18 protein-coding genes and 1 pseudogene are annotated in these 24,220 nt (G+C 53.0%); 11 read left to right on the forward strand and 8 right to left on the reverse strand.

The genetic code is table 11. The annotated features are described in order from the left end of the window. Positions 1-21 precede the first annotated feature (21 nt). Together ACQE32_RS05300 and ACQE32_RS05305 are read left to right on the forward strand one after the other, a co-directional pair. A pseudogene (locus ACQE32_RS05300) lies at positions 22-1,263 on the forward strand (VWA domain-containing protein); the annotation flags it as partial. Between the two features lie 553 nt (positions 1,264-1,816). Then, complete coding sequence (locus ACQE32_RS05305; protein ID WP_427021442.1) at positions 1,817-4,306, forward strand: hypothetical protein; 2,490 nt, start codon at positions 1,817-1,819, stop codon at positions 4,304-4,306. 347 nt (positions 4,307-4,653) lie between these two features. Here ACQE32_RS05305 and ACQE32_RS05310 read toward each other — a convergent pair whose 3' ends face one another. From ACQE32_RS05310 to ACQE32_RS05330, 5 genes are all read right to left on the reverse strand, one after another. Next, complete coding sequence (locus tag ACQE32_RS05310) at positions 4,654-5,631, reverse strand: VOC family protein (protein ID WP_427021443.1); 978 nt, start codon at positions 5,629-5,631, stop codon at positions 4,654-4,656. Positions 5,632-5,745: 114 nt separating this feature from the next. Beyond that, a complete protein-coding gene (locus tag ACQE32_RS05315; RefSeq protein ID WP_427021444.1) occupies positions 5,746-6,618 on the reverse strand; it encodes a DUF1932 domain-containing protein in 873 nt (290 codons plus the stop codon). Positions 6,619-6,628: 10 nt separating this feature from the next. Continuing rightward, on the reverse strand, positions 6,629-7,711 hold the full coding sequence (locus tag ACQE32_RS05320) for a 4-oxalomesaconate tautomerase (RefSeq protein WP_427021445.1): 1,083 nt from the start codon (positions 7,709-7,711) through the stop codon (positions 6,629-6,631). Next, entirely contained in the window at positions 7,708-8,427 is a 720-nt protein-coding gene (locus tag ACQE32_RS05325) for a 4-carboxy-4-hydroxy-2-oxoadipate aldolase/oxaloacetate decarboxylase (protein WP_427021446.1), read from the reverse strand. The genes ACQE32_RS05320 and ACQE32_RS05325 overlap by 4 nt, the downstream gene beginning before the upstream one ends. After that, positions 8,424-9,164 carry a PIG-L deacetylase family protein gene (locus tag ACQE32_RS05330; protein WP_420851638.1) on the reverse strand — a complete coding sequence of 247 codons (741 nt, stop codon included), beginning with the start codon at positions 9,162-9,164 and terminating at the stop codon, positions 8,424-8,426. Before ACQE32_RS05330 ends, ACQE32_RS05325 begins: the two co-directional genes overlap by 4 nt. 126 nt (positions 9,165-9,290) lie before the next feature. On the opposite strand from ACQE32_RS05330, the gene ACQE32_RS05335 reads away from it, so the two are divergent. The 6 genes from ACQE32_RS05335 (at position 9,291) to ACQE32_RS05360 (ending at position 16,586) form a co-directional block, all read left to right on the forward strand. Beyond that, entirely contained in the window at positions 9,291-10,517 is a 1,227-nt protein-coding gene (locus ACQE32_RS05335) for a LysR family transcriptional regulator (protein WP_427021447.1), read from the forward strand. 239 nt (positions 10,518-10,756) lie between these two features. After that, the gene (locus ACQE32_RS05340; protein WP_427021448.1) at positions 10,757-12,136 is read left to right on the forward strand and encodes an MFS transporter; all 1,380 of its coding nucleotides are present in this window, start codon (positions 10,757-10,759) and stop codon (positions 12,134-12,136) included. A 271-nt stretch (positions 12,137-12,407) separates the two neighbouring features. Further along, positions 12,408-13,442 carry a tyrosine-type recombinase/integrase gene (locus tag ACQE32_RS05345; RefSeq protein ID WP_426972618.1) on the forward strand — a complete coding sequence of 345 codons (1,035 nt, stop codon included), beginning with the start codon at positions 12,408-12,410 and terminating at the stop codon, positions 13,440-13,442. Positions 13,443-13,562: 120 nt separating this feature from the next. Then, entirely contained in the window at positions 13,563-14,363 is an 801-nt protein-coding gene (locus ACQE32_RS05350; RefSeq protein ID WP_426972619.1) for a MetQ/NlpA family ABC transporter substrate-binding protein, read from the forward strand. Positions 14,364-14,520: 157 nt separating this feature from the next. Next, positions 14,521-15,507, forward strand: a complete 987-nt coding sequence (locus ACQE32_RS05355) for a UV damage endonuclease UvsE (RefSeq protein WP_426972620.1) — start codon at positions 14,521-14,523, stop codon at positions 15,505-15,507. Between the two features lie 197 nt (positions 15,508-15,704). Beyond that, positions 15,705-16,586, forward strand: a complete 882-nt coding sequence (locus ACQE32_RS05360; protein WP_427021748.1) for a nickel/cobalt transporter — start codon at positions 15,705-15,707, stop codon at positions 16,584-16,586. On the opposite strand, the gene ACQE32_RS05365 is transcribed toward ACQE32_RS05360, so the two are convergent. Then, positions 16,583-17,491, reverse strand: a complete 909-nt coding sequence (locus ACQE32_RS05365) for a LysR family transcriptional regulator (protein ID WP_427021749.1) — start codon at positions 17,489-17,491, stop codon at positions 16,583-16,585. The genes ACQE32_RS05360 and ACQE32_RS05365 overlap by 4 nt on opposite strands. Positions 17,492-17,584: 93 nt before the next feature. On the opposite strand from ACQE32_RS05365, the gene ACQE32_RS05370 reads away from it, so the two are divergent. From ACQE32_RS05370 to hpxO, 3 genes are all read left to right on the forward strand, one after another. After that, positions 17,585-18,652 (forward strand): SDR family oxidoreductase, encoded by a 1,068-nt coding sequence (locus tag ACQE32_RS05370; RefSeq protein WP_426972623.1) that lies wholly within the window; start codon positions 17,585-17,587, stop codon positions 18,650-18,652. Between the two features lie 161 nt (positions 18,653-18,813). Further along, positions 18,814-19,737: a glutaminase B gene (glsB, locus tag ACQE32_RS05375; RefSeq protein WP_427021449.1), complete on the forward strand. Its 924-nt coding sequence runs from the start codon at positions 18,814-18,816 to the stop codon at positions 19,735-19,737. Between the two features lie 155 nt (positions 19,738-19,892). Beyond that, positions 19,893-21,050 (forward strand): FAD-dependent urate hydroxylase HpxO, encoded by a 1,158-nt coding sequence (gene hpxO, locus ACQE32_RS05380; RefSeq protein ID WP_427021450.1) that lies wholly within the window; start codon positions 19,893-19,895, stop codon positions 21,048-21,050. Between the two features lie 25 nt (positions 21,051-21,075). Here hpxO and bla read toward each other — a convergent pair whose 3' ends face one another. After that, a complete protein-coding gene (bla, locus tag ACQE32_RS05385) occupies positions 21,076-21,942 on the reverse strand; it encodes a class A beta-lactamase (RefSeq protein WP_426981653.1) in 867 nt (288 codons plus the stop codon). Positions 21,943-22,059: 117 nt separating this feature from the next. Further along, entirely contained in the window at positions 22,060-24,213 is a 2,154-nt protein-coding gene (dcp, locus tag ACQE32_RS05390; RefSeq protein ID WP_427021451.1) for a peptidyl-dipeptidase Dcp, read from the reverse strand. Between the last annotated feature and the right edge of the window lie 7 nt (positions 24,214-24,220).

The following is a 24,220-nucleotide window of genomic DNA, read 5'->3' on the forward strand; positions in this document are numbered from 1 at the left end:
GCGTGAGCAGGGTTAACAAAGGGGAAGGATATGGAACTGGCTCCCGGTCAGAATACAGCTATTCATGTGAACGATATCGAAGTAAAACTCACCTACATCCAGCGAAATGATTTTTGTAGTGATATAGATGCTTCCGCCTTTTTGCTGGATGCCGATGAAAAGGTTTCAGGCGATCTGGATATGATTTTCTTCAATCAGCCACAAAACGCAAATCAAAGCGTGGTGATGGAGAGCAGACCAGGTGAAGCCATCTTTAGAATTAATTTGGCAGGCGTCCCTGTTACGGTTAATAAAATTGCCGTGACGGTTGTTATTGACGGGAAAGATACGCTGGATGGCCTTCAGGAACTGAAACTTATGTGTGACGGACATACGTTTCCGATCCCAATTGCAGGACGAACAGAGAAGGCGTTGATTGTCGCACATATTTACAGACATAACGGTATGTGGAAACTTCGTGCTGTTGGTCAGGGCTTTAATGGCGGATTACATCCGCTGGCGTTGCATTTTGGCGTGGATGTATCAAATCCCGAACCGGCCCCGGTACCCACAGTCAGCCTTGAGAAAAAGCTTTCTAAAGCACCGAAGCTAATCAGTCTGGCGAAACCCATAACCGTTAGTCTGGAAAAACACCGGTTAAAAGAAGTGAAGGCGCAGGTGGCCTTTGTTCTTGATGCTTCTGGTTCAATGTCGGGGCAATTCAGGCGGGGTAATGTGCAGGCGGTTCTTGAACGCGTTACGGCGCTGGCCGTGCAGTTTGATGATGACGGCGTGATGCCCGTCTGGGCTTTTGGGGAAAAGTTCAAGCGCTATGACGATGTGACGCTGGATAATATTGAGGGCTATATCGATCGCATCCGTAATGAGGGCAAGCGCAGCATGTGGGAAGTGCTGCCGGGGCTGGGCGGTACGAACAATGAACCGCCTGTGCTGGACGCTGTTAATAAAGAATTTAAGGACTCAACGCTGCCTGTGTATGTCGTGTTCATTACTGACGGTGGAATCAGTAAGACGCGCCTGATCAAGGACAAATTGCGTGAATCGGCAAACTTGCCGGTGTTTTACAAATTCCTCGGTCTGGGTGGCTCAAATTATGGCATCCTTGAATCACTGGATAAATTTTCCGACAGACTTGTTGATAATACTCATTTTTTCCCCGTTGATGATTATGAACAGGTCAGCGATGAGACGCTCTACGATCAACTGTTGATTGAATTCAGAGAGTGGATCGATACAGCAAAAGCAAAACGTATTCTGCGTTAATATGAGCACCGGCCTTCAGGCCGGGCTCGTTAGCTCCGCGCGAGCAGTCTGCTTTATCGCGACGTTCTTATTATCTCCAGTGAGTAAGAGGAAGTGCAGTCGTTATCACAAAATCATATTCTGGCCGGGCGGGGCAATGCCTTTTTTTCAAGTCCAGCCAATAATAAACCAGTAAGAATTTTCCTTTTCCGGTCTTAGTTCGATATAAATAAAAACAATGTCTCTCCAGCTTATTTAAAGATTTTGCCGATTATAATCGGATCTAAAGCCCATTGTTTTCGGCGAGTAATTAATTTCTCTAATCGAGTGAATAAAATTTAATCAACGACAATGGCATCGTTATTACTTATAGCTGTAGAAGAAAAAAGTATGGCGTTACGAGCGCTATCACACTTTTATCCTGTTCCGGGACGTGATTGATCCTGGTATACACCAGTGAAAGTTTCCGCCCTTGTGGAAACCTTAACGCTAATGTCGCAAACGAACGCTGTAGTGCTGCTACGGCACTGTTTCGTGCGCGTTATATAACCCTCTGGTGTATAAGGAGTTTATTATGTCTTCAGACAGTTCTAATCTTCGCAGCGCGAGTGGCCTGGTTACCAGCGCCATTCAGGCGGCACCGCCGATTACTATAGATAGCTTTTCCGGTGACGGCCTGCTTAACGGCCGGGAAAAGCAGGTTGAGCAGCTTATCTCTGGCCGCGTCTCTGCGGATATCGCCGTGGGTGAAAGAGTTGATATTGAGGCGTTTGGCCAACGCTGGCATACCACCGTTGGTAATGACCGCGTCTGGAGCGTAAATCTCCCTTCCCGTGATGTCTCGTTATTTCCTGCCGGTGATGGCGTGATCTCCGCCGTGGTTAGCGATTTAGAGGGTAACCAGCGGTTCGCAGCGAAAGGAATTACTGTCCAGGCTGGACCCGGCAATGAATATTCTGCCCGCATTGAGATCAATACCGTTGGTGACTATGCCATCCGTGATGCCATCGTCGCGGGAGAAGACCTTTCATTTACTGGCCGCACCTATAACGTTGCCAGCGGAAAAACGGTCACGGTAACGATTAATGATCAGGACTACACCGCGCAGGTGCAGCCGGGGGGATTCTGGCGTATCACGCTACCCAATGAGGATCTTCAGGCGCTACCAGATGGCAGAGTATCGCTACTGGCTTCTGTGGCCGATCTGACGGAAACCGCAGTAACCTCACAGCAGCTTATAGTGGCGCACAGCGTAACGGAGGGAGGAAGCTTAACGCTTAACCCCATCACAGGAGATAATATTGTTGACGCCAATGAAGCGCTAGGGTGGTTAAAGGTGAACGGTACCAGCGAGGGGATTACCACTGGAAACACCGTTGAGGTCGTCATAAACGACATTTACCACTACGCACTCATTCAGGAAGATGGTACCTGGGAAGTCACGCTAACGCAAAGTGAAGTACAAAGCCTGAATGAAGGCGATAATTACGCTTATGTAAACACCTATGATGAATTTTATCGTTATAGCTCTGATATTGCCGATTTCATTGTTGATCGTTTTCCCCCTTACCAGCCTATTACCATTGATGACGTCAGTGGAGACAGCAATTTTAATGGCAGAGAGAAGCGTGTCGATCAGGTTATATCCGGCATGCTGGATGAAATCGATAATGACTGGCTCCAGCTCACCGTAATGTTAAACGGTAAAAGCTATAATGCCACGATAACCAGTGAAGGGGCCTGGAGTGCTGTGATCCCCAGCGCGGATATGTTGGCGCTGCCGGAGGGTAATGTACTGTTACGCGCTCAGGCCTTGAGTGAAAGCGGCGATATTTACACCAATAATAAAGTTATTGATGTTACTGCAGGCCTGGGGAACAACTACTCGGCGCGGGTCACGCTTGATCCACTCGCTGATGATAGCGTGCTTAATGCGCTGGAGAACTATCAGGATCTCCTGATTAGCGGCAGGGCTTACAATGCGGCAAGCGGTAAAATAGTGACGGTCACCCTCAATGGCGAACATTACACTACCCAGGTACAGGATGGCGGTTACTGGAATCTTAATATTTCTCGGATCGACCTTCATGATCTGAAGTTAGGAAGCGCGACGCTGCTGGCCAGCCTGGCCGATCTCGGTGAGACAGCGACCAGCGTCCAGATCATTAACGTCGACAAACCCCAGCCTCAAATTACTATCGATCCCTTTACCGGTGATAACGTGCTTTCCTATGCGGAAAGCCAGGTTTATCAGTTGATAACCGGAACCTCTCAGCATATCCAGCGAGGGCAGACCATTACGGTTAAGCTCGGCGAAAAGGAATACTCTACGGTGACCTCCAGCGATGATGACTGGTCGATAGTTGTCCCCGCTGCGGATTTACAGGCGCTGACGAATAACAGCGAACTGATTGAAGTACGGGTGACCACAGAGTGGGAGCAGGACGTTAGCGCCTCTGAACTTGTGCAGATTCAGGCTCCTCCGAGGTCCAGTATCACCATGTCGCCCATTAGCGAAGACCAAATCCTGACGCCGGAAGAGGCGCTTAGTCCGCTTACGATTAGTGGGACACTTCAAGGCACGTTTTCTCCCGGCAGTGAGATTGAAATGATCATTGGTGAGAGTATGTATTACACGATCCCGGAAGGGTCAGCGTGGAGCTTTACGCTTACACCTGCGGACCTGGCGCGGCTGGAGGAGGGATCAAATACGGTCTATGTGCGAACCAATGATGCCTTTGGACGCGAAGTGACGGCAGTGCAGTCACTGCTGGTAGATAAGGCCGATACGGCCGATGCGCTGACGCTGGATACTTTAGGGATGCAGGCGAGCCACGAGCAGGACATCATGCAATTGCTGGCCAATGAAAATCAAGAAGCAGAGTCATCGCAGGCAAGCATAACGATGCCAATGGAAGCGCAGATTTCGCTGGCGGAAGCGGTCAGCGAAATCTGGGATCCCGTTACGCAGGACAGGGCGAGTGGATCGTCAAATCTGCCGGTTATAGAGAATACGTTGGCAGAAGTTTTGGTTCAGCATAATCTGGATACCCGCATTGTGTGATTGATTGGTCAGGAGTGGGAATTTTTCTGCTCCTGACCATTTGCTTTATCAAATAGTGAAAAGCATATCCATCTGGATGGGTGAGTGAAGAGCAAGGGCACAATAACGCTGGATGTAGAGATTGCATAAGCATTACGACATTCAATTTAACATAATATACATTATGCGCACCTAAGTGTCAGCTTCACTGAGTCATATATTCAGCCTCAATTAGCCAACATCTCAGGCTCGAATACTCATGCTGCGGCTAACTGGCTATGAGCTTCTCTGGCGTCAGCTTTTCATGATCGGTGATTTGCGGCACACGACTGTCCATGTTGTGCGCCGTTTATGAAAAACAAAAATGTCTATTGCAGACTTTTCGTCACTGGTGGCGTACCGTGCGTATGAAACGTTTCGATGGTCTTGAGCCCCCACGCTTGTCCTTTCTTACGCTCGGTCTCTGTCCATACGATCGTCTGCCAGTCCGGAGCCAGAATCAAACGCGCGCCAGCGTTTGCCAGCTCTACCCGGTTGCCCGCAGGCTCCCAGACATAGAGGAAAAATGTCCCCTGAATTGCGTGTTTGTGCGGTCCGGTCTCAATGTGCACGCCGTTCTCAAGAAAAATGTCGGCAGCGCGCAAAATATCCTCACGGGTATCTGTGGCATAGGTAACGTGATGCAGACGACCGTTGCCTCCACCATGCTCTTCAGTGCATGCCAGATCGTACGTCTTATTGTTAATGGTAAACCAGCAGCCACCGATACGGCCATTATCCAGTTGGATCATCTCTGTCACCCGCGAGCCCAGACAAGTCTCCATAAAGCATTTAAATTCAGAGACATCCGCTGCCAACAGGTTTAAATGATCGAGGCGGCGAGGTGAAGCGCCACGGCCATGATAGCGCTGCGCCAGATTTTTTAACGATGGACGTTCACCCGCTTCAGCCTGATAGCGCACGGTATCGTAATAGATCTCAAACAGATGACCAAAAGGATCGGCAAAGCGGAAGGCGCGACCATGACCTAACTCTTCATCTACCCATCCAATGATTTCATATCCACTGGCTTCTATTGCCGCGACACGTCGCATCAGCGCCGCCTGCGAGCTGGCGCGATAGGCAATGTGTCCGACTCCCGTCGTATGATGGCGCGTCAACTTCAGGGTATGAAATTCATAGTCATCCCAGGCACGCAGCCAGGCATGCTTTTCATTCTGAGCCGAGATGCTTAAACCATATACGTTGACAAAGAAATCAAGGCTTTCCTCAAACCGGTCAGTGTAGAGCTCAACATGCGCAAGATGAGCAATATCATGACAGGGTTCCGGCAGCTGATTTGTCATTGGGTTCTCCTTATTTGTATAGGTGTACTGAGGTTTTTATTTTTCCGGAGATAATGAGTGCCTACCCTGCTCTTTTATAAAAAAACCAGCCGGGCAGTCGCTACAGGAGCGCACTTACCTCAACCGATCAACCGTCTCTTGCCAGTGGAAAGGCACCAGCTCGCTGTAGCTCACGCCCCGCTCCGCCATCCTGGCGGGTAACCCGGCCTGTACCTGCTGCGTTGCCTGACTCATCGCCCCGGCGATGCCAACATCCTGCAAGGTTTTTACCACCTCGCCCATCTCCTCAGCCCGCCTGACGCCATGCTCAGCAACGCGGCTTATAAGATAATGCGGCAGCTGATCGTTCCAGCCCAGCAAGGGAAAGCTGGCATGCAATGAGGCTAACACCGCCTCTTCCACCCCATATTGCCGCGCTGCGCTAAGACATTCAGTGGTTAACGCCTCCAGTCCTTTGATCATCACGCTACGGCACATTTTGATTGCCGACACATCACCGATGGCTTCGCTGGCAGAGCATGCATTACAGCCCAGCGCGCTTAATATCTCAGCAGCGTGGCTGGCTGTCGGGCCGCCGATCAGCAGCGGCGTAGCCAACCGTTTTGGCGGCACGGGGGCCATTACCGCAACGTCCAGATAATTGCCAGCGCCTGCAGCTACCGCTTTTGCAGCGGCACGCTTGGTTTCAGGTGAGACAGAATTAAAATCCAGCAGGATCTGGCCGGCACGCAGCAGTGGCGCAGCCTGGCTGGCAACCTCCAGCGCGCTGGATGCGGTGACCAGCGATAACACTAAATCGGCACCATCCAGCGCATCAGCCAGTGAAGCTGAGGGCTGCACGCCTGCCTGGGTTGCCAGCGCGCGTAAATGATCCCTTTCAGGAGTCAGAAACTTTTTATCCCAGACACGCACCGCTGCAACGCGCGCTAAATCCTGAGCATAAATTTTTCCAGCTTCACCAAAGCCTATAATCGCTATGCATGTCATCTTGCTCTCCTTAATTGCCGGACCACAGTGAACCAGGGATCGCCACACGACCTTCAAACAGCAGGCGGGCTGTACGAATCAGGCCGCTTTTGATGACATTACCTGTGGCATCACGCGTCAGCATTACGCTGAACTCGCCCGTTGGATGTTCTACTGCCAGCCTTTGCTCACGCGCCTCGCTGACCTTTGCCAGCCCTTCCGTGACTGAACCCGGGATCAGGCAGGCCGTGGCCACGCTTACCGCGCCCAGTACGCCAATTGATGCATGACAGCGGTGAGGAATAAAGGTGCGGGTAGTCAGGGTTCCGCCCTGAGTGGGTGCTGCAATCAATGTCATTTTTGGAACGGTACGCTGCGTCACATCCCCAAGATGCATTAACGGGCCAGCCTGTAAGCGGATGGACTCCAGCCGTGCTTTCAGCTCCTCATCATTATCAAGTTGTTCACGCGTTTCCAGCCCGCTGCGTTGCAGATCCGCCGCACGTAGCAGAACCACTGGCATGCCGTTATCAATGCAGGTCACCTCAATGCCATTGATATTATCGCGGGCATGGCCTGTTGGCAGTAATGCGCCACAGCTCGAACCGGCAATATCCTGAAAGTTGAGTACCTGCTCAGCGGCAGAGCCTGGTACGCCATCGATACGCATATCTCCCTGGTATTCCACTGCGCCCTCTGGCGTGGCAATTTGCGCTTCCGCAATCTGCCCGGTGTTAACCATAAAAATACGCACCCGCGTGACGTCGCCCTGCACCGCCACCAGCCCTTTCTCAATGGCAAACGGCCCAACGGCAGCAAGAATGTTGCCGCAGTTCTGCCCATAATCCACCACTGCCTTATTAACGTTAACCTGAGCAAACAGGTAATCGACATCGGCATCCGGGCGCGTTGATGGCGAAACAATCGCCACTTTACTGGTCAGCGGATCGGCACCGCCAATTCCGTCGATTTGACGGGCATCAGGCGATCCCATTACCGCCAACAGCACGCGATCGCGCGTGCCCGCATCAGCAGGAAGATCCTTTGCCAGAAAACAGGCGGCTTTAGACGTGCCGCCGCGCATCAGTACACAAGGAATTAGCCTTTGTTTCATCTGACATTCTTCAGTTCATCAAGCGAATCAACATAGCGCAGCCCCTTTTCAGCCAGCGCTGGCCGCATCTGATAAATATCCAGCCCCAGCTCTCCGGCTGCCAGACGCTGACGTTTAGCTTCTTCAGCATCAACGCGTTTACGCGCCGCAGCGTCAACCGCTTCAGCCTGCTCGCGCGGCACAACAACCACACCATCATCATCGGCCACCACGATATCGCCCGGGTTAACCAGCTGTCCGGCGCAGATCACCGGCACATTAACCGAACCCAGCGTGGCTTTTACCGTTCCCTGGGCATACACGGCCCGCGACCAGACGGGAAAGTCCATATCACGCAGCGTCTGGCTGTCGCGAATGCCAATATCGCCGATCAGCGCAACGACGCCGCGCGCTTTCAATGAGGTTGCCAGCAGATCGCCAAAAAAACCGTCATGGCAATCGGAGGTGGGCGCTACCAGCAGCACATCTCCCGGCTGACACTGCTCTACCGCCACATGAAACATCCAGTTATCACCCGGTGAAACCAATACCGTCACCGCGCTGCCTGCAATGGTCCGATTTTGCTGAACCGGACGTATGCGTACATCCAGCAAACCTGTACGTCCCTGTGCTTCATGCGTTGTCGCCACGCCGTAGCGCGCAAAGCGTGTCACTAACTGCGCTTCGGCGCGCGCAATATTTCTTACCACTACGCCTTTCCTGTTAACCAGATTCATGACAGATCCTCCGTCACGCGGGGGAACAGGCTTTGATACCCTTCGCCATGACTAATGACCTTGGGTGAGGCTATGCCTACATTGCGTTTGGCCTGAACGCCGCGCTGCAGGGCGACACGCGTATAGTATTCCCACAGGTGTTCTTGCCCCGCCATGCACTCTATTGCCGCGTATTTCTTATCCCAGACCGAGGTGATGTCTAGCAGTACGTCCGGTTTCCAGTTACACTGCTCGGGCTGATGAGGTTCAAAGCAATAGACGGGCGGCGCACCGATAATGGTCTCACCAGGACGATAGCCCTCGGCCTGAGCAATGATGCGTGCTTCCTGAGTCAGGTTGGCAGCCAGCGGATGATCATAGTTATAAGGATCGTTCACTGAATGGGTCAGGACAAAATGAGGCTGTACCTTGCGGAACACGTCAGCCAGTCGGAACAATGTCTCTTTATCTGCACGTAGTGGATAATCACCCAGATCAAAAAACTCAATGCTGGCTCCGAGGATTTCCGCTGCCGCTTCAGCTTCTTTCTGACGGTTCTGCTTTACGATGGTTTCCGTGATGTTGCCCTTTCGCCACAGCCTGGCTGATTCACCACGCTCGCCATAGGAAAGGCATACCACATGCACGTCATAACCCCGGGAGGTATGCAATGCAATCGCACCGCCTGCACGCCAGACGAAATCAGCCGAGTGCGCACTGACCACCAAAGCACTTTTTTTTGCGATTTTTTCCATCATCTCTTCCTGCATTTGCTGTTTTTTTCATCCTGACATGCGGTTCAGCCCTCGGGTAATGCCTTTCCTTGAAAGCGTTATGATTTTTATTTATGTTGCGATTTAGACCTCATACCCTGCGCGGAAAAAATGAAAAGAGAAAATCAAGAAAACGATCTTAAAATCATGCAAATACGTGCATTTTGCATGATTGCGCAACGTGGAACCGTATCGGAAGCTGCGAAAAAATTATTTCGAACGCAGTCAGCCATTACCCGTTCAATCCGTGATCTTGAACACACTTTAGCCACACCGCTGTTCGAGCGTCACGCAAGCGGCATGATGCTGACGGAAATGGGAAAATGTGTGCTCCCCCGTGCCAGGCGTGCAATTCAGGAGTTGCATCTGATCCCGGCGATACTTAATAAGCTCAGACAGCGCGACAGTGGGCGTGAAGAAGCAGAGCCGATCTGGCTGTTTAACCTGCGACGCCTGCAAATTTTCCTGGCGCTGTACCGGCTTCACCACACACAAAGCGTGGCGACTTCACTCAGCATCAGTCAGCCAGCGGTTAGTGCGGCACTGAAGGTGCTGGAAAAAGGAGCTGGATTCCCCCTGTTTCAGCGTACGCCAAAGGGCATGATGCCAACGCCCGCCGGACGTGAAATAGCGCCTTTTATCAGCCGCGCCCTGAATGAAATCCGGCATATACCCGAAGATCTTGCTGCACAACAAGGGGTGCTGACCGGCACCGTGCATGTCGGCGCGCTGCCGCTATGCCGTAGCCGCTTTTTGCCTCTGGCAATTGCTCAACTGGTAACGCGGCATCCTGGTATCAAAGTGGTGACCAACGAGAGCGCCTTTGACGCGCTGGTAACGGAACTACGGGCTGGCGACATTGATTTCATTTTTGGGGCATTGCGTCAAAATGACACGGTGCCTGATATTCATAATCAGGTTTTATTCGATGAAGAACTTATTCTGCTGGCGCGGTCACAGCACCCGCTGGCGGGACGCACGCTGTCGCCTGATGATTTAGCGCTGACGCAGTGGATCCTGCCGCGTGATAACTCTCCTGCGCGGCATTTATTAGATCGTGCATTTAAGGCATTGGGCATGCCCGCACCACAACCGGTTGTAGAGAGCGGCGATCTGGCGATAGTACGTGGGCTGTTACTGCATTCAGATATGGTCGCAGCCGTCTCTTCGCACCAGCTTGAATATGAATTACGCGCCAAAACGCTTGTGCCGCTGAAGCTCAATCTGCCGGATACGCGCCGTGAAATTGGGTTAACGTTCCGTCAGGGCGCGCTCCACTCACCGGCAGCCAGGGCCTTACTGAGCTGTATCAATAACGTGCTGCCTGACAGATCCTAAACGAAATTCATATGCCAACTTAACGCAGGCCGCGAAAACCTGCCATTTCATGCACTCTGGCGCTGTTTATAGCGCTTTCAGGCTATGTTAAACGCGTCACAATATAAACCTAACTCATACCGCTAAAAGCCTTTTTTGACAGACAGGCTTATTCTCCCCGCTTAACGTGTTACTCGATTGTTACCTTTCTCTCACCACAACAATAGCTGCCCTGTGTAGCACCGAAGAGAGCGTACCCAATGACAGCAAACAACCTGGTCAATGTAAAAGCGTGGATTGATGCACGTCCCATTTCCTCCTTTCAGTGGCGCGTAATGGCGCTGTGTCTGATTATCATTATGTTTGACGGCTACGATGCCGCCGTAATGGGCTTTATTGCCCCGGCGCTGATTGAACAATGGGGCATCAGCCGTTCAGCAATGGGATCAATTCTTGGTGCGGCAATGTTTGGCGTCGCGCTCGGGGCATTGATCGCCGGGCCGATGTCCGATCGTTACGGCCGTAAACGAGTGATTTTATTGTCGGTATTGATGTTTTCCGCATTCAGCCTCGCCTGCGCATTCGCCGCCACGCCCATGCAGATGGCGGCGCTGCGTTTTATTGCCGGACTGGGGTTAGGCGCAGTGATGCCGAACTGTGTCACCCTGCTCTCTGAGTACATGCCGGAACGCCGTAAAGGCATCATGATCACCTTAATGTTCAGTGGTTTTAATATTGGTTCCGGGCTGGGGGGATTTATTGCAGCTGGATTACTGGCGCATTATAGCTGGCCGGCAGCGCTGATTTTTGGCGGCGCTTTGCCTTTGCTGCTGCTGCCGGTGTTCACCTGGTTATTACCTGAGTCGGCGCTGAATCTGGTGGTGCGTAAGGCACCACGGGCGCAAATTGCCGCTCTGCTGAATCGTATGGGAGGCCGTTTTGGTCATGACAGCGCCTTTATCCTTAACTCTCCCAGCATCAAACGTAACAGCACTATTACAGAGCTGTTTCGTCATGGCTTTGCACGCGGCACCATTATTCTCTGGCTGACCTATTTTATGGGGCTGTTTGTGATTTATTTGCTGAACGGCTGGCTGCCGACCATTATGCGCTCGGGGGGTATCTCACTGGAACAGGCCGCTATTATCGCCGGGTTATTCCAGCTGGGCGGTCCGGTGGGTGGCGTTATCGTCGGCGCGCTCATGGATAAGCTGCATGCTAAATGGGTTATTGGCGTGGTCTATTTCATCGGCTGCGCTTGTCTGATCACGCAAGGCGTGTTTGGGCTGAGTGGCGTAGCGCTGGGCGTGATTATTTTTATCACCGGTATGTGTATCAACGGCGCACAAAACGGACTTCAGGTCTATTCCCCCGCTTACTATCCAACTGAAATCCGGGCTACCGGCGTAAGCTGGATGCATGGCATTGGTCGCATTGGCGCTATCCTGAGCTCATCCCTGGGCGGTCTGTTAATGGGGGCGTTTCCTGGCCAGTCTGCCATCTTCTTTATCCTTGCCCTGCCCGCGCTGCTTGCCGCCATCAGCATTGTGACGCATCGCAACGTTCAGTTGACGATGAAAATCAAAGGTGCCGGACTTGGTGAAATCCCGGCTCTGTCGGAAACATTAAATAACCGATAAGCATGTAACCGTAATCGGGCTGGGACTAACCTGAATTCCCAGCCCGATCCCGATCCTTGCGATCTGAACTGATTAGATTTATATAATGGGACTTATATAAAGTCAGGACAGCGTTTTTTCAGACAGGTATCATGGGCAGCTCTTTTAAGAGGATGATATCTGGTCCTTGTTTTGGCGTCGCTACGTAAATTCTGCAGGGTAACTGCCCTGCTTCTGGCTCAGATTTCACGTAGCGCGATCGCCGTTAAAGCGGTTATTTACCGGGCAAAAAATGACAAAAATTATTCAACAGAGTGCGCAATTACCGGCGTTAAGCGCCGATGATGATATCGCCGGGCAATTGCGTGCCTTTGTGCAGGATCGGGAAGCCTTTTCGCCTAATACCTGGCGTCAGTTACTGAGCGTTATGCGAATTTGCCATCAGTGGGCCACGGAAAACGATCGCCGCTTTTTGCCAATGGCACCGGAAGATTTGCGGGATTATCTGACGTTTTTACAGGCGAACGGACGGGCCTCTTCCACTATCGCCACCCATGCATCATTGATTTCCATGCTTCATCGTAATGCCGGGCTGCTGCCGCCTAACACCTCTCCTGCGGTGTTCCGGGCGATGAAGAAGATCAACCGCATGGCTGTGGTGTCAGGAGAACGAACCGGACAGGCCGTCCCTTTCTGCCTGTCAGATTTAAACGCCCTGGATGTACGCTGGCAAAATTCATCGCAATTAAAAGAGATGCGTAATCTGGCATTTCTGCATGTTGCATACAGTACGCTATTACGCGTCAGCGAACTGGCGCGTCTGCGGGTCAGTGATATTACGCGCGCCGAAGATGGTCGCATTATTCTGGACGTCGCCTGGACAAAAACCATTGTTCAAACCGGCGGCTTGATCAAAGCACTCAGCACGCTCTCGTCACAGCGCCTCACGGAATGGATACAACTTGCCGGTCTTGCTGCCGAACCGGATGCCTTCCTCTTCTGTCCGGTACATCGCACCAATAAAGCGTTGATCACCACGCACCGGCCTTTAAGCACGCCGGCGCTGGAGGATATTTTTATTCATGCCTGGCGAGAGATCGGACAGAGTCGGCCAAAGGGCAACAAGAATCGCTATCGTGGCTGGAGCGGACACAGCGCTCGCGTTGGTGCCGCTCAGGATATGGCAAAACAGGGTTATGCCGTAGCGCAGATTATGCAGGAAGGCACCTGGAAAAAACCGGAAACGCTGATGCGTTATATTCGTAATGTTGATGCCCATGCCGGAGCGATGATCGATCTGATGGAAAAGAAAAGCGGCCAGCGTTAACCCCCCGTCAGTTCAACCTGGCAATCTGACGGAATTTTCATCAAACGTAACGCTTATGGATGTACAGACGTCTGGATGTATATTATAGTGTTTTTCTAACACGTATAAGGGAACTACAGAATGAAAAAAACACTGCTCACGGTCCTGCTTGCTGCATCAGTAACGTTGCTCAGCGCCTGTGATAAAGACAGCGATAATAAAATCAAAGTCGCGATTAACACCGGACCCGACCAGCAATTATGGGAAACTGTTAAACAGGTCGCTCATGATAAATATAAGCTGGATGTGGATGTGGTGGCGTTTAATGATTATGTGCAGCCGAACGAAGCGCTGTTTAACAAAGATGTTGACGCTAACGCCTTCCAGAGTCTGCCCTATCTGGAAAAACAATCGAAAGAGCGTGGCTATCGCTTTGCGGTGATCACCCACACTTTCGTCTTCCCGATCGCGGGTTACTCACACAAAATCAAAACATTAAAAGAGTTGCCGGATGGCGCAACCATTACGATTTCCAATGAGGCTACGACGCTGGGCCGCAGCCTGCTGCTGTTACAGGCGCAGGGATTGATCACCGTTAAGCCAGAGGCTGGCCTGTTACCAACCACGCTGGATATTACCTCTAACCCGAAAAAACTTAAGTTTGTTGAGGTGGATACGCCGCAGCTGGCCCGTACCCTGGACGATCCGCAGGTTTATATCTCCATTATCAATAACAACTTCGCCGCGCTGGTGAATCTGTCTGCCTCTCGCGATGGTATGTTTATGGAAGGCAAAGCCTCTCCTTATGTGAATGCTATTGTGGCGCGTGAAGACAACAAAGACAGCCCGAATGTTCAGAAGCTGAAAGAGGCTTTCCGCTCGCAGCAAGTGCTCGACAAAGCCAACGAACTGTACAAAGGCGATATCATCAAAGGCTGGTAATTTCCCCTGATACAGGCCGCGCAAACCACGCTTGCGCGGCTTTTTTTGCTTATCTGTTTCTTGTCCGACCCGAGCGGTACGGTAACACTGCTTGCGGCATGATCTCATTTCTCTGTTAGCTGTTACACTTAAGTATGCCCGACAGACAGGAGAAATTATGAAATTAGGCTTTGCTTGCAAATATCTTACTGCTGATTTAAAACAGCCTTTTCCGCTCAAAGCCACCACCAGGAAGCGTTTTCTGAGTCTGAATAATGAACAAAGAACCCTTCTTATTTATGAGTTAGCTAAAAACAACCTGGTTAATTTATTTCAAACCCTGGAGCAGTTGGCTTTGCTTCCCGAAGATTTACGCATGATGCGTATTGGCAGCGATCTGTTGCCGTTATATACCGTTCCCGAAGCAACAGATTTATATCAGGAATTTTTACCTGACCTCTATCCGTTATTTATTAAGTGCGGTGATTTTGCCAGAGGCAATAATATCCGTCTCTCTTTCCATCCGGGACAATATTCCGTGCTGGCTTCAGAGGATGAGTCAGTGGTAATCCGGGCCATTGAAGATGTTGAATATCATGCGCTTTGTGCAAAATTAATGGGCTATGGCCGCACATTTCAGGATTTTAAAATCAACATCCATATGAACGGACGAAAAGGATTTACCGGTTTTCAACAGGCGTTCGGTAAACTGAGCCCGGAAGCGCGATTAATGCTGACCGTTGAAAATGACGAAATTTCCTGTTCGCTGGACGATGTATTACAGGCCAAAGCGCTCTGCGCGGTGGTTTTAGATATTCATCATCACTGGGTAAAGGAAAATGAATTTATTAAGCCTGATGATCCGCGTATTGAACAGGTAAAGGAATCATGGCGCGGTGTGCAACCCGTTTTGCATTATTCAATATCGCAGGAAGGCTTGATTCCTGAAGAGGGTTTTCCCGATCAGGCTGCATTGGGTTTATCAAAAATGAAACTCCGTTCCCATTCAGACTATTATTTCAACAACACGCTAAATGACTGGGCATTATCGTTTGTTGATTTCGATATTATGTGCGAGGTGAAAATGAAGAACCTTGCCAGAGATCGGCTCTACCAGTACCGGCAGGCGTCCCGATCTAAGCTACAGACCTTATATCGGGATTAAGACGCGAACCGGTGATGTATTTGCCGGCACTCGGCCATAATGCTCTTCTGTCGCCATCATTGCTCCGGGCTGACGTTTATAGCTTAACGTGAGTTTTCGTTCCACTTAGCACCAGACTCCGTATACTGAAGGCGGATTTTTCTTAATCAGGATGCTTTATGTTTGGTCGCTCCCTCTCTTCTGGCAAGCATGCTCTGATGGTTGTCGTCACGCCACTGGTGCTGCTGGCGCTGTATTGTTGGTGGAACTGGGATGATTTCCTCGCCTGGAGTCTGGCGACGCAGATTACTCTGCATCGTTACCTGGTACTGCATCTGTTGCAAATCAACAACGGTCAGTACAGCGGTGGGCTGTGGCTGCTGTTCTTCACCTTTCTCTATGGCGTTTTGCATGCGGTTGGACCGGGACACGGTAAGTTCGTTGTCACTACCTGGCTGAGTACCCAACCGCAGCATGCATCTGCCGCGCGGCGAGCGGTGCCGCTGGTTGGCAGCCTGGTTCAGGGACTCAGCGCCATTCTGTTTGTGTTTATTCTGGCCGTGGGTTTTAACCTGGTAGCTGGTGACTTAAGCCTTAGCCGTTGGGTTATGGAAAAGGTCAGCGCGCTGCTGATCGCCGCTTTTGGCGGTTGGATGTTGCTACGTGGATTGCGCAGTTTTTCTTTCTCTCATCATAATACCCATCAGCCATGCGGCTGTAGTCATCATATGCCGCTGGCTCAGCCCGCAAACTGGAAAGAGCTGCCTGGCGTAATGATGGCCATCGGCTTACGTCCCTGTAGCGGCGCGATTACCGTTTTATTGTTCTCAAATGCAATTGGCATTGTGACATGGGGCATGCTGGCGGTGATGACCATGGCGCTGGGCACCGGCCTTTCCCTGTTATTACTGGCTATGGCGGTAAGCCGTTTACGCGATACCGTCACCGCTGTTTGGCTTCGCGATTCGCCTGCCGCCGCCAGCATTATGGCGCTGGTCCGCATTGCCGGTGGCGTACTGCTGCTGCTTTTTGCTCTGATCCTGTTTCTGACCGTAGTGCCGGTCAGCCCGAGCGGAGATTTTATTGCAGCGGGCTGCTAACGAATCACCAGATGATGAAAGGTTTTCAGTAGCGCATCCACTTTTGGCAGCAGCTGTTTCTTGCGCGGCCAAACCAGCCAAAGCGGCAGGCCATCCAGCATTAGCTGTGGCAGGATGATCTTTACCCTGCCCGCCTGCTCTGCTTCCCGTATCAGCCATGTCGCCATCTGGGCGATACCCAAACCAGCGCTGACTGCGCTTAGCTGTGCTTCGCTATCGCCAAAGGCCAGCCTGGCGTTTACCGTCCGGCTGGCGACACGGCCGTCGGCTGCCATAAAGCGCCAGGGCGTGATGGTGCCATCCACCCGTTCATAGGCCACAGCGCGATGCTGCTGCAGCTCATCGAAACTCTGCGGCGTACCGTAGCGCTGCAGATAGTCCGGGGCGGCGCAAAATACCAGCTGCTCGTTGCCCAGATAGCGCACCCCCAGCGAGGCGGGATAATCCGCCGGGCCGCCAATGCGCACCGCAATATCGATATTCTCCTCAAACAGATCCACAAAGCGATCGGCAAAGGTCATGTTGATTTGCAAGTCGGGATAATCGCGGCAGAAGTCATTGATTAACGGCATGACGTGCGTGCGGCCAAAGGTCATCGGCACTGCAACGCGCAGGCGTCCAACCGCATGGATACGCTGTGCCGCCAGCACCGTTTCTGCCTCGCTCAGCTCATTCACCACCCGTTGACAGGTTTGATAATAGGCTTCTCCGGCGTCGGTCAGCCGCAGAGTACGCGTGGTGCGCTCAAACAACCGCGATCCCAGGCGCTGCTCCAGCCTGGCTATACTTTTACTGACAGCTGAGCTGGTCAGATTCAGCCGCTCCGCTGCCGCGCTGAAACTGCCCGCTTCTACCGTTGCCACAAACGGCATAATGCCCTTAAGCAGATCGTTGCCAATCATGATTCATGAACCCTTTTCCGAAATCTTGTGAATTTATACCGCAGATATGAAATTAATTCCGCACTATGCTTAACAGCATCTGTTACAGGAGGCGTAATGAACAAAAAAGCATTGATTATCGGCGTAAGCGGCGTAGTTGGCAGCGCGCTGGCAGAAAAACTACAGGCGGATGGCTGGCAAGTTTACGGTCTGTCGCGGGGACGCGCGCCGGTGCCGCAGGGCTGTCACTCTCTGACCGCCGATCTCACCTCGGCGGAATCGGTTAACGCCACGCTAAAAGATCTCCATTTTGACAGCCTGTTCTTTAGCGTCTGGTCGCGCCAGGCCAATGAGAAAGAGAATATCCGGGTAAACGGCGCGATGGTGCGCAACGTTCTGGAAGCGATGGGCGAGCGCCTGAAAGGCAGCCATGTCGCGCTGGTTACCGGTCTGAAGCACTACCTTGGCCCGTTTGACGCCTATGGTAAAGGCAGCGTGCCAATGACGCCGTTCCGCGAAGAACAGGGGCGTCAGCCGGTCGATAACTTCTACTATGCGCAGGAAGATGAGCTGTTCGCCGCTGCCAACAAATATGGTTGCACCTGGAGCGTACATCGTCCACATACCATTATCGGCTATGCGCTGGGCAATGCGATGAATATGGGGCAGACGCTGGCCGTCTACGCTACCCTGTGCAAAGAAACCGGCAAGCCCTTTATTTTCCCGGGTTCAGAAGCGCAGTGGAATGGCGTAACTGATATGACGGATGCCAGCCTGCTGGCGGAGCAGCTGGAATGGGCCGCGACGTCTCCCGCAGCACAAAATCAGGATTATAACGTGGTAAACGGCGACGTCTTCCGCTGGAAATGGATGTGGGAGCAGATCGCCGATTACTTTGGAATTGAAGCAGCGCCGTTCCCCGGTGAGATGCAGCCGCTGGAAGGCCGCATGCTGAACGCCGATCATGACTGGGAAAAAATTGCTGAGAAGTACCAGCTGCGCGAGCAAGAGATTTCCCGTCTCGCCTCCTGGTGGCATACCGATGCCGATCTCGGTCGCCCGATGGAAGTCTTTACCGACATCAGCAAAAGTCGCAAGGCGGGCTTTACCGGTTACCGCTCGACGCGCGATGCCTTCTTTACGCTGTTTGATAAGCTGAAGGCTAACCGTATTATCCCATCCTGATCACACGCAAAACACAGGCCGGAACGCGACAGTTTACAAGGCGATCCGGCCATCCCTTCTTTCTACCTTTTCCTGCGCCAGACGCTTTTTTCTGAATTTATTGACGCCGTGAAGACAACCTCCCATCATGCTGCGCATCTAACGTAACGGAGAAGATTGTCGTGGCTGAACTCAGCAATGCTTTACTGGAAGAGATCCTGCAGCAGGTGCGCCCTTTAACGCGTCAGGGAAAAGTGGCTGACTATATCCCGGCGCTGGCGCAGGTGTCGCCTGACTATCTGGGTATCGCTGTGCTCACCCGCGAAGGCACGCTGTATCAGGCTGGCGATGCTGATGTCCGTTTCTCTATTCAGTCGCTCTCCAAAGTGTTGTCGCTGACGCTGGCACAAACGCGTTATCAGGAACAGGAGATCTGGCAGCGCGTGGGTAAAGAGCCTTCCGGCCAGCCGTTTAATTCTCTGGTGCAGCTGGAGATGGAACGCGGTAAGCCGCGCAATCCCTTTATCAATGCGGGCGCGCTGGTGATTTGCGACATGCTGGAAACCCGTCTGACCGCCCCGCGTCAAAGGATGCTGGAGGTAGTGCGTCAGCTGTGTGACGAGCCATCGATTAACTACGATCGTTATGTTGCCCGCTCCGAGTTCGATCACTCGGCGCGCAACGCCGCTATCGCCTGGCTGATGAAGTCCTTTGGAAACTTTGATAATGATGTACCCGGCGTGCTGCAAACCTATTTTCATTACTGTTCGCTGGCGATGAGCTGTAAGGAACTGGCGCGTTGCTTCTTCTACCTCGCCAACCAGGGCTGCCCGCTGGGCGAGACAACGCCAATACTGACGGTACGTCAGACGCGCCAGATCAACGCCCTGCTGATCACCAGCGGAATGTATGACGGCGCAGGCGAATTTGCCTGGCGGGTAGGAATGCCTGCGAAATCGGGCGTGGGCGGAGGAATTATTGCCATTATACCCGGGGAGATGACGATCGCGGTTTGGTCGCCAGGCCTTGACGCGTCCGGCAACTCCCTGGCAGGCACTGCGGTGCTGGAATTGCTTTCCGAGCGGCTCGGCTGTTCAATCTTTTAAGGGGCGTTCAACAGGCAAGTTGCACCTTAAAGCAGCGTTGAACATGCCTCCTGCCCTGTAAATGCGCAATCGCAACGGTAACATCGCCCTTTTTGGCACCTGCATAGCTGGTACAAAAGTTGCAGTTTCCTGCTATCAACAGCAAGGAGAGAGCAATGAAAGCGATCGTAATCGGTGGCGGTATTGGCGGGATGTGCGCAGCGCTGGCGCTGGAACAGAGCGGTTATCAAACCGAGGTGTACGAAGCGGTAAAAACCATTCGCCCGGTAGGCGCGGCGATTTCCATCTGGCCAAACGGCGTTAAATGCCTGAACTTCCTGGGTTTGAAAGCGCAGCTGCAGGCGTTGGGCGGCAATATGGCTTTTATGGCCTATAACGATTTCCGGCACGGACAAACCCTTACCCGCTTCTCCATGATGCCGCTGGTGGAAAGCGTTGGTGAACGTCCCTATCCGGTAGCGCGCGCTGATTTGCAGGCGATGCTGCTCGATCGCTACGGCGCACAGCGCGTTAATTTCGGCAAACGCGTCAGCCATATTGAACAGGACGCCACGGGCGTTACCGCCTGGTTTGAGGATGGTAGCGAAGCGCGCGGCGATTTTTTGATCGCTGCCGACGGCACGCATTCGGTAATCCGCCCCTCGGTAACCGGTCAGCGCGCTGACCGGCGTTATGCCGGCTACGTTAACTGGAACGGCCTGGTGAGCATTGATGAAACTATTGCTCCCGCCGATCAGTGGACCACCTTTGTCGGTGAAGGCAAACGCGTCTCTTTGATGCCGGTCAGCGGCAACCGCTTTTACTTTTTCTTTGATGTGCCGTTGCCGCAGGGGCTGGCGGAAGATCGCAGCACTGTAAAAGCGGACTTAACCCGCTATTTTAGCGGCTGGGCCGAACCGGTGCAGACGTTGATCGCCGTGATTAACCCGGAAACCACCAACCGTATTGAAATTCATGATATCGATCCTTTCCCGCAGTTGGTCAAAGGTCGGGTTGCGCTCCTGGGCGATGCCGGACACAGCACTACGCCGGATATTGGCCAGGGCGGCTGCGCCGCAATGGAAGATGCGGTGGTGCTGGCATTAACGCTTCAGGCGCACTCGCTGGGCATCGAGGATGCGCTGCGGCGCTATGAGGCTCGCCGCGCGGATCGGGTCAAAGATCTGGTGCTGAAGGCGCGTAAACGCTGCGATGTGACCCACGGTAAACAGCCTGAGGTAACGCGTGCCTGGTATGAAGAACTGAAGCGGGAAACCGGCGAACAGATCCTGAGCGGTATGCAGGAGACCATTGTCGGCGGCCCGCTGGCGTGAAAAGCCGGGCTTCAGGCCCGGCCCGTTATGGGTGAAGTTCAGCGATAACCGCACGCGTGGCGGCGGCCAGCACCGCTTTATTACTGGCAGCTTTTCGCTGCGGCTGGGTAAAGTAGATGGCTAAAATTTTCGGCTGTGCTTTATCAGGCCAGAGCACGGCCAGATCGTTGGTGGTGCCATAATCACCGGCGCCAGTCTTATCGCCAACCACCCAGCCCTCGGGTACGCCAGCACGAATACTCTCATCGCCGGTGGTGTTCTGTTTTAACCAGCGGTTAAACATCTGGCGCTGCTTTACCGGCAGGATATCGCCCAGCGCCAGCTGATTCAGGTTAGATGCCATTGCCGCTGGCGTGCTGGTATCGCGTTGATTGCCCGGCACCGCGCTGTTTAAATCGGGCTCGTAGCGATCGAGCCGGGTTATCCGGTCGCCCAGCTGACGCGCCCATGCGGTAACGCCCTGCGGGCCGCCCAGCTCATGCAGCAGGTAATTGGCCGCCAGATTATCGCTGTATTCAATGGCGGCGGCGCACAGCGCGCCAATGCTCATGGCCTTGCCGATATAGTTACCGGTGACGGGCGTCCAGGGAACATTGTCCGCGTTGTTGATCATCACCTTTTTCTCCAGCAAACCGGGCTGGCTGACGCTTTTATGCAGAATGGCCGATACCGCCAACGCTTTAAAAGTGCTGGTCAAAGGAAAACGTTCATTGGCGCGATAGCCGTAGCGTCGATCGCCATCAATCCATGCCACCCCCAGCCGCCCGCCGCTGGCTTTCTCCAGTCCGGCCAACTTTTGCGTCAGAGTGGCTTCATCAGCCATCGCGCTGAGCGACCATAACGAAAACAATCCGGCCAGCAGCGAATAGCGCCAGAAACAGTTTTTTTGCATGTGGAACGTCCTTTTAGGTTAGCCTGGTGCCTGAACGTTATTGTACATCAAACGACTGTTTTCAGATGGAAAAAAAGGGCATTGCCGCCCTTTTTCCCCTGATGATGAGGAGGCGGTTTAAGGTGCTTCCTTCAGCCCCCGGTTGATCAGCATCGGTTCGATGTCAGGATCGTGACCGCGCCAGTCATGATAGAGCTGCTTTAAATCGCTGCTGTTGCCGCGTGACAAAATCATATCGCGGAAGCGCTGGCCGTTTTCACGCGTCAGGCCGCCGTGCTCTTTAAACCAGGCAAAGCCGTCATCCGCCAGCATCTCGGTCCACAGATAGGCATAATAGCCTGCCGCGTAGCCGTTGCCCCAGATATGCTGGAAATAACTGGAGCGGTAGCGCGGCGGCACCTGCGGCAGGTTGACCTTATCCTGCGCCAGTGCGTTCTGCTCGAAAGCATCCACATCTGGCTGCGCGTCTCCGGCGCGAAGACTGTGCCAGTGCATATCCAGCAGCGCCGCCGCCAGCAGCTCGGTCATGTCGTAGCCTTTATTGAACTTATTGGCTTTCAGGATCTTATCGTGCAGCGTCTGCGGCATGGGTTCGCCGCTCTGATAGTGGCGGGCAAAGTGTTTAAACACCTTATCATCGCTGGCCCAGTGCTCGTTAAACTGTGACGGAAATTCCACGAAATCACGCGGGGTTTCGGTGCCGGACAGGCTCGGATATTGCTGATCGGCAAACATTCCGTGCAGCGCATGGCCAAATTCATGGAACATTGTAATCACATCGTCCCACGACAGCAGCGCAGGCTGGCCCGCCGCCGGTTTGCTGAAGTTAGCAACGTTATAAATCACCGGTTTGGTTCCCAGCAGCTTCGACTGGTCGACGAAGTTGCTCATCCACGCCCCGCCGCCTTTGTTATCACGCTTGAAGAAATCGGTATAGAACAGCGCCAGCGAGGAGCCATCCTTATCAAACACTTCATAGACGCGTACGTCAGGCTGATAAACCGGCAAATCGTTACGCCGCTTAAAGGTCAGGCCGTAAAGCTGGTTGGCCGCATAAAATACGCCGTTTTCCAGTACGTTGTTCAGTTCGAAATAAGGGCGAATTTGTGATTCGTCGAGATCGTATTTAGCGCGACGCACCTGCTCTGCGTAAAAGGTCCAGTCCCAGGGCGCCAGCTTAAAGCCGCCCTGCTGCTGATCAATCACCGCCTGAATATCAGCCGCTTCGCGCTGCGCGCGTGCTGTGGCAGCCGGAACGATATTGCGCATAAAGTCCAGCGCCGCCTGCGGGGTTTTCGCCATCTGATCCTGCAGTTTCCATGCGGCATAGCTGTCGAAGCCCAGCAGCTTCGCCTGCTGCGCCCGTACCGCAGCCAGACGCGCAATCAGCTGACGTGTATCGTTGGCATCGCCTTTTTCCGCGCGCTGCCAGGAGGCATTGAACAACGCTTCACGCGTCTGACGATCCGACAGGCTTTGCAGTTCCGGTTGCTGGGTGGTGTTTTGCAACGCCAGCAGCCACTGGTTTTTCAGGCCGCGCGCCCCGGCCGCTTCTGCGGCGGCAGCGATTTCACCTTCGCTCAGGCCAGCCAGCGCCGCCTTATCTTTAATCAGCAGACCGCCTGCTTTGGTAGCCGCAAGCAGACGATTGGTAAACTGGGTACTCAGCGTCGCCGCTTCCTGATTCAGCGCCTTGAGCTCGGTTTTTTGCTGGTCGCTCAGGCTGGCTCCAGCCAGCTGGAATGACTGCCAGGTAACGTCAACCAGACGACGGGATTCCGCATCCAGCTGGAGTTTGTCGCGCTGCTGATAAACCGCATCAAGGCGGGCAAAAAGTTTGCTGTTAAGGTGGATTTCATCGTCCAGCGCCGCCAGTTTGGGGGCCGTTTCTTCATCAATTTTTTGTAATTCGTCGTTGGTATTGGCAGAGGTCATGGCGCCGAACACGTTTAACACCCGCTTCAGCATCTGGCCGCTTTTCTCCAGCGCCACATAGGTATTTTCAAAGGTAGGCGGCTGCGGATCGTTGGCGATACGCGCCACTTCTTGCTGCTTATCGCGGATACCCGCTTCAATCGCAGGAAGATAATCGCTGTCCTTAATACGGTCGAAAGGCGGTGCCTGAAAAGGCAGAGCGCTGGGCTGACTGAAGGGATTGTGCTGTTCGCCGGACATGGTCTTCTCCTGATCGTGATTCGCCGTCGCACCGGCTGCCTGAGCTGAGCCGCTCAGCGCCAGGCCAATGGCCAAAAATAACACCGATAACCGCATATCCTTA

This window comes from Pantoea sp. FN0302, assembly GCF_050113775.1.
Lineage (GTDB): Bacteria > Pseudomonadota > Gammaproteobacteria > Enterobacterales > Enterobacteriaceae > Mixta > Mixta alhagi.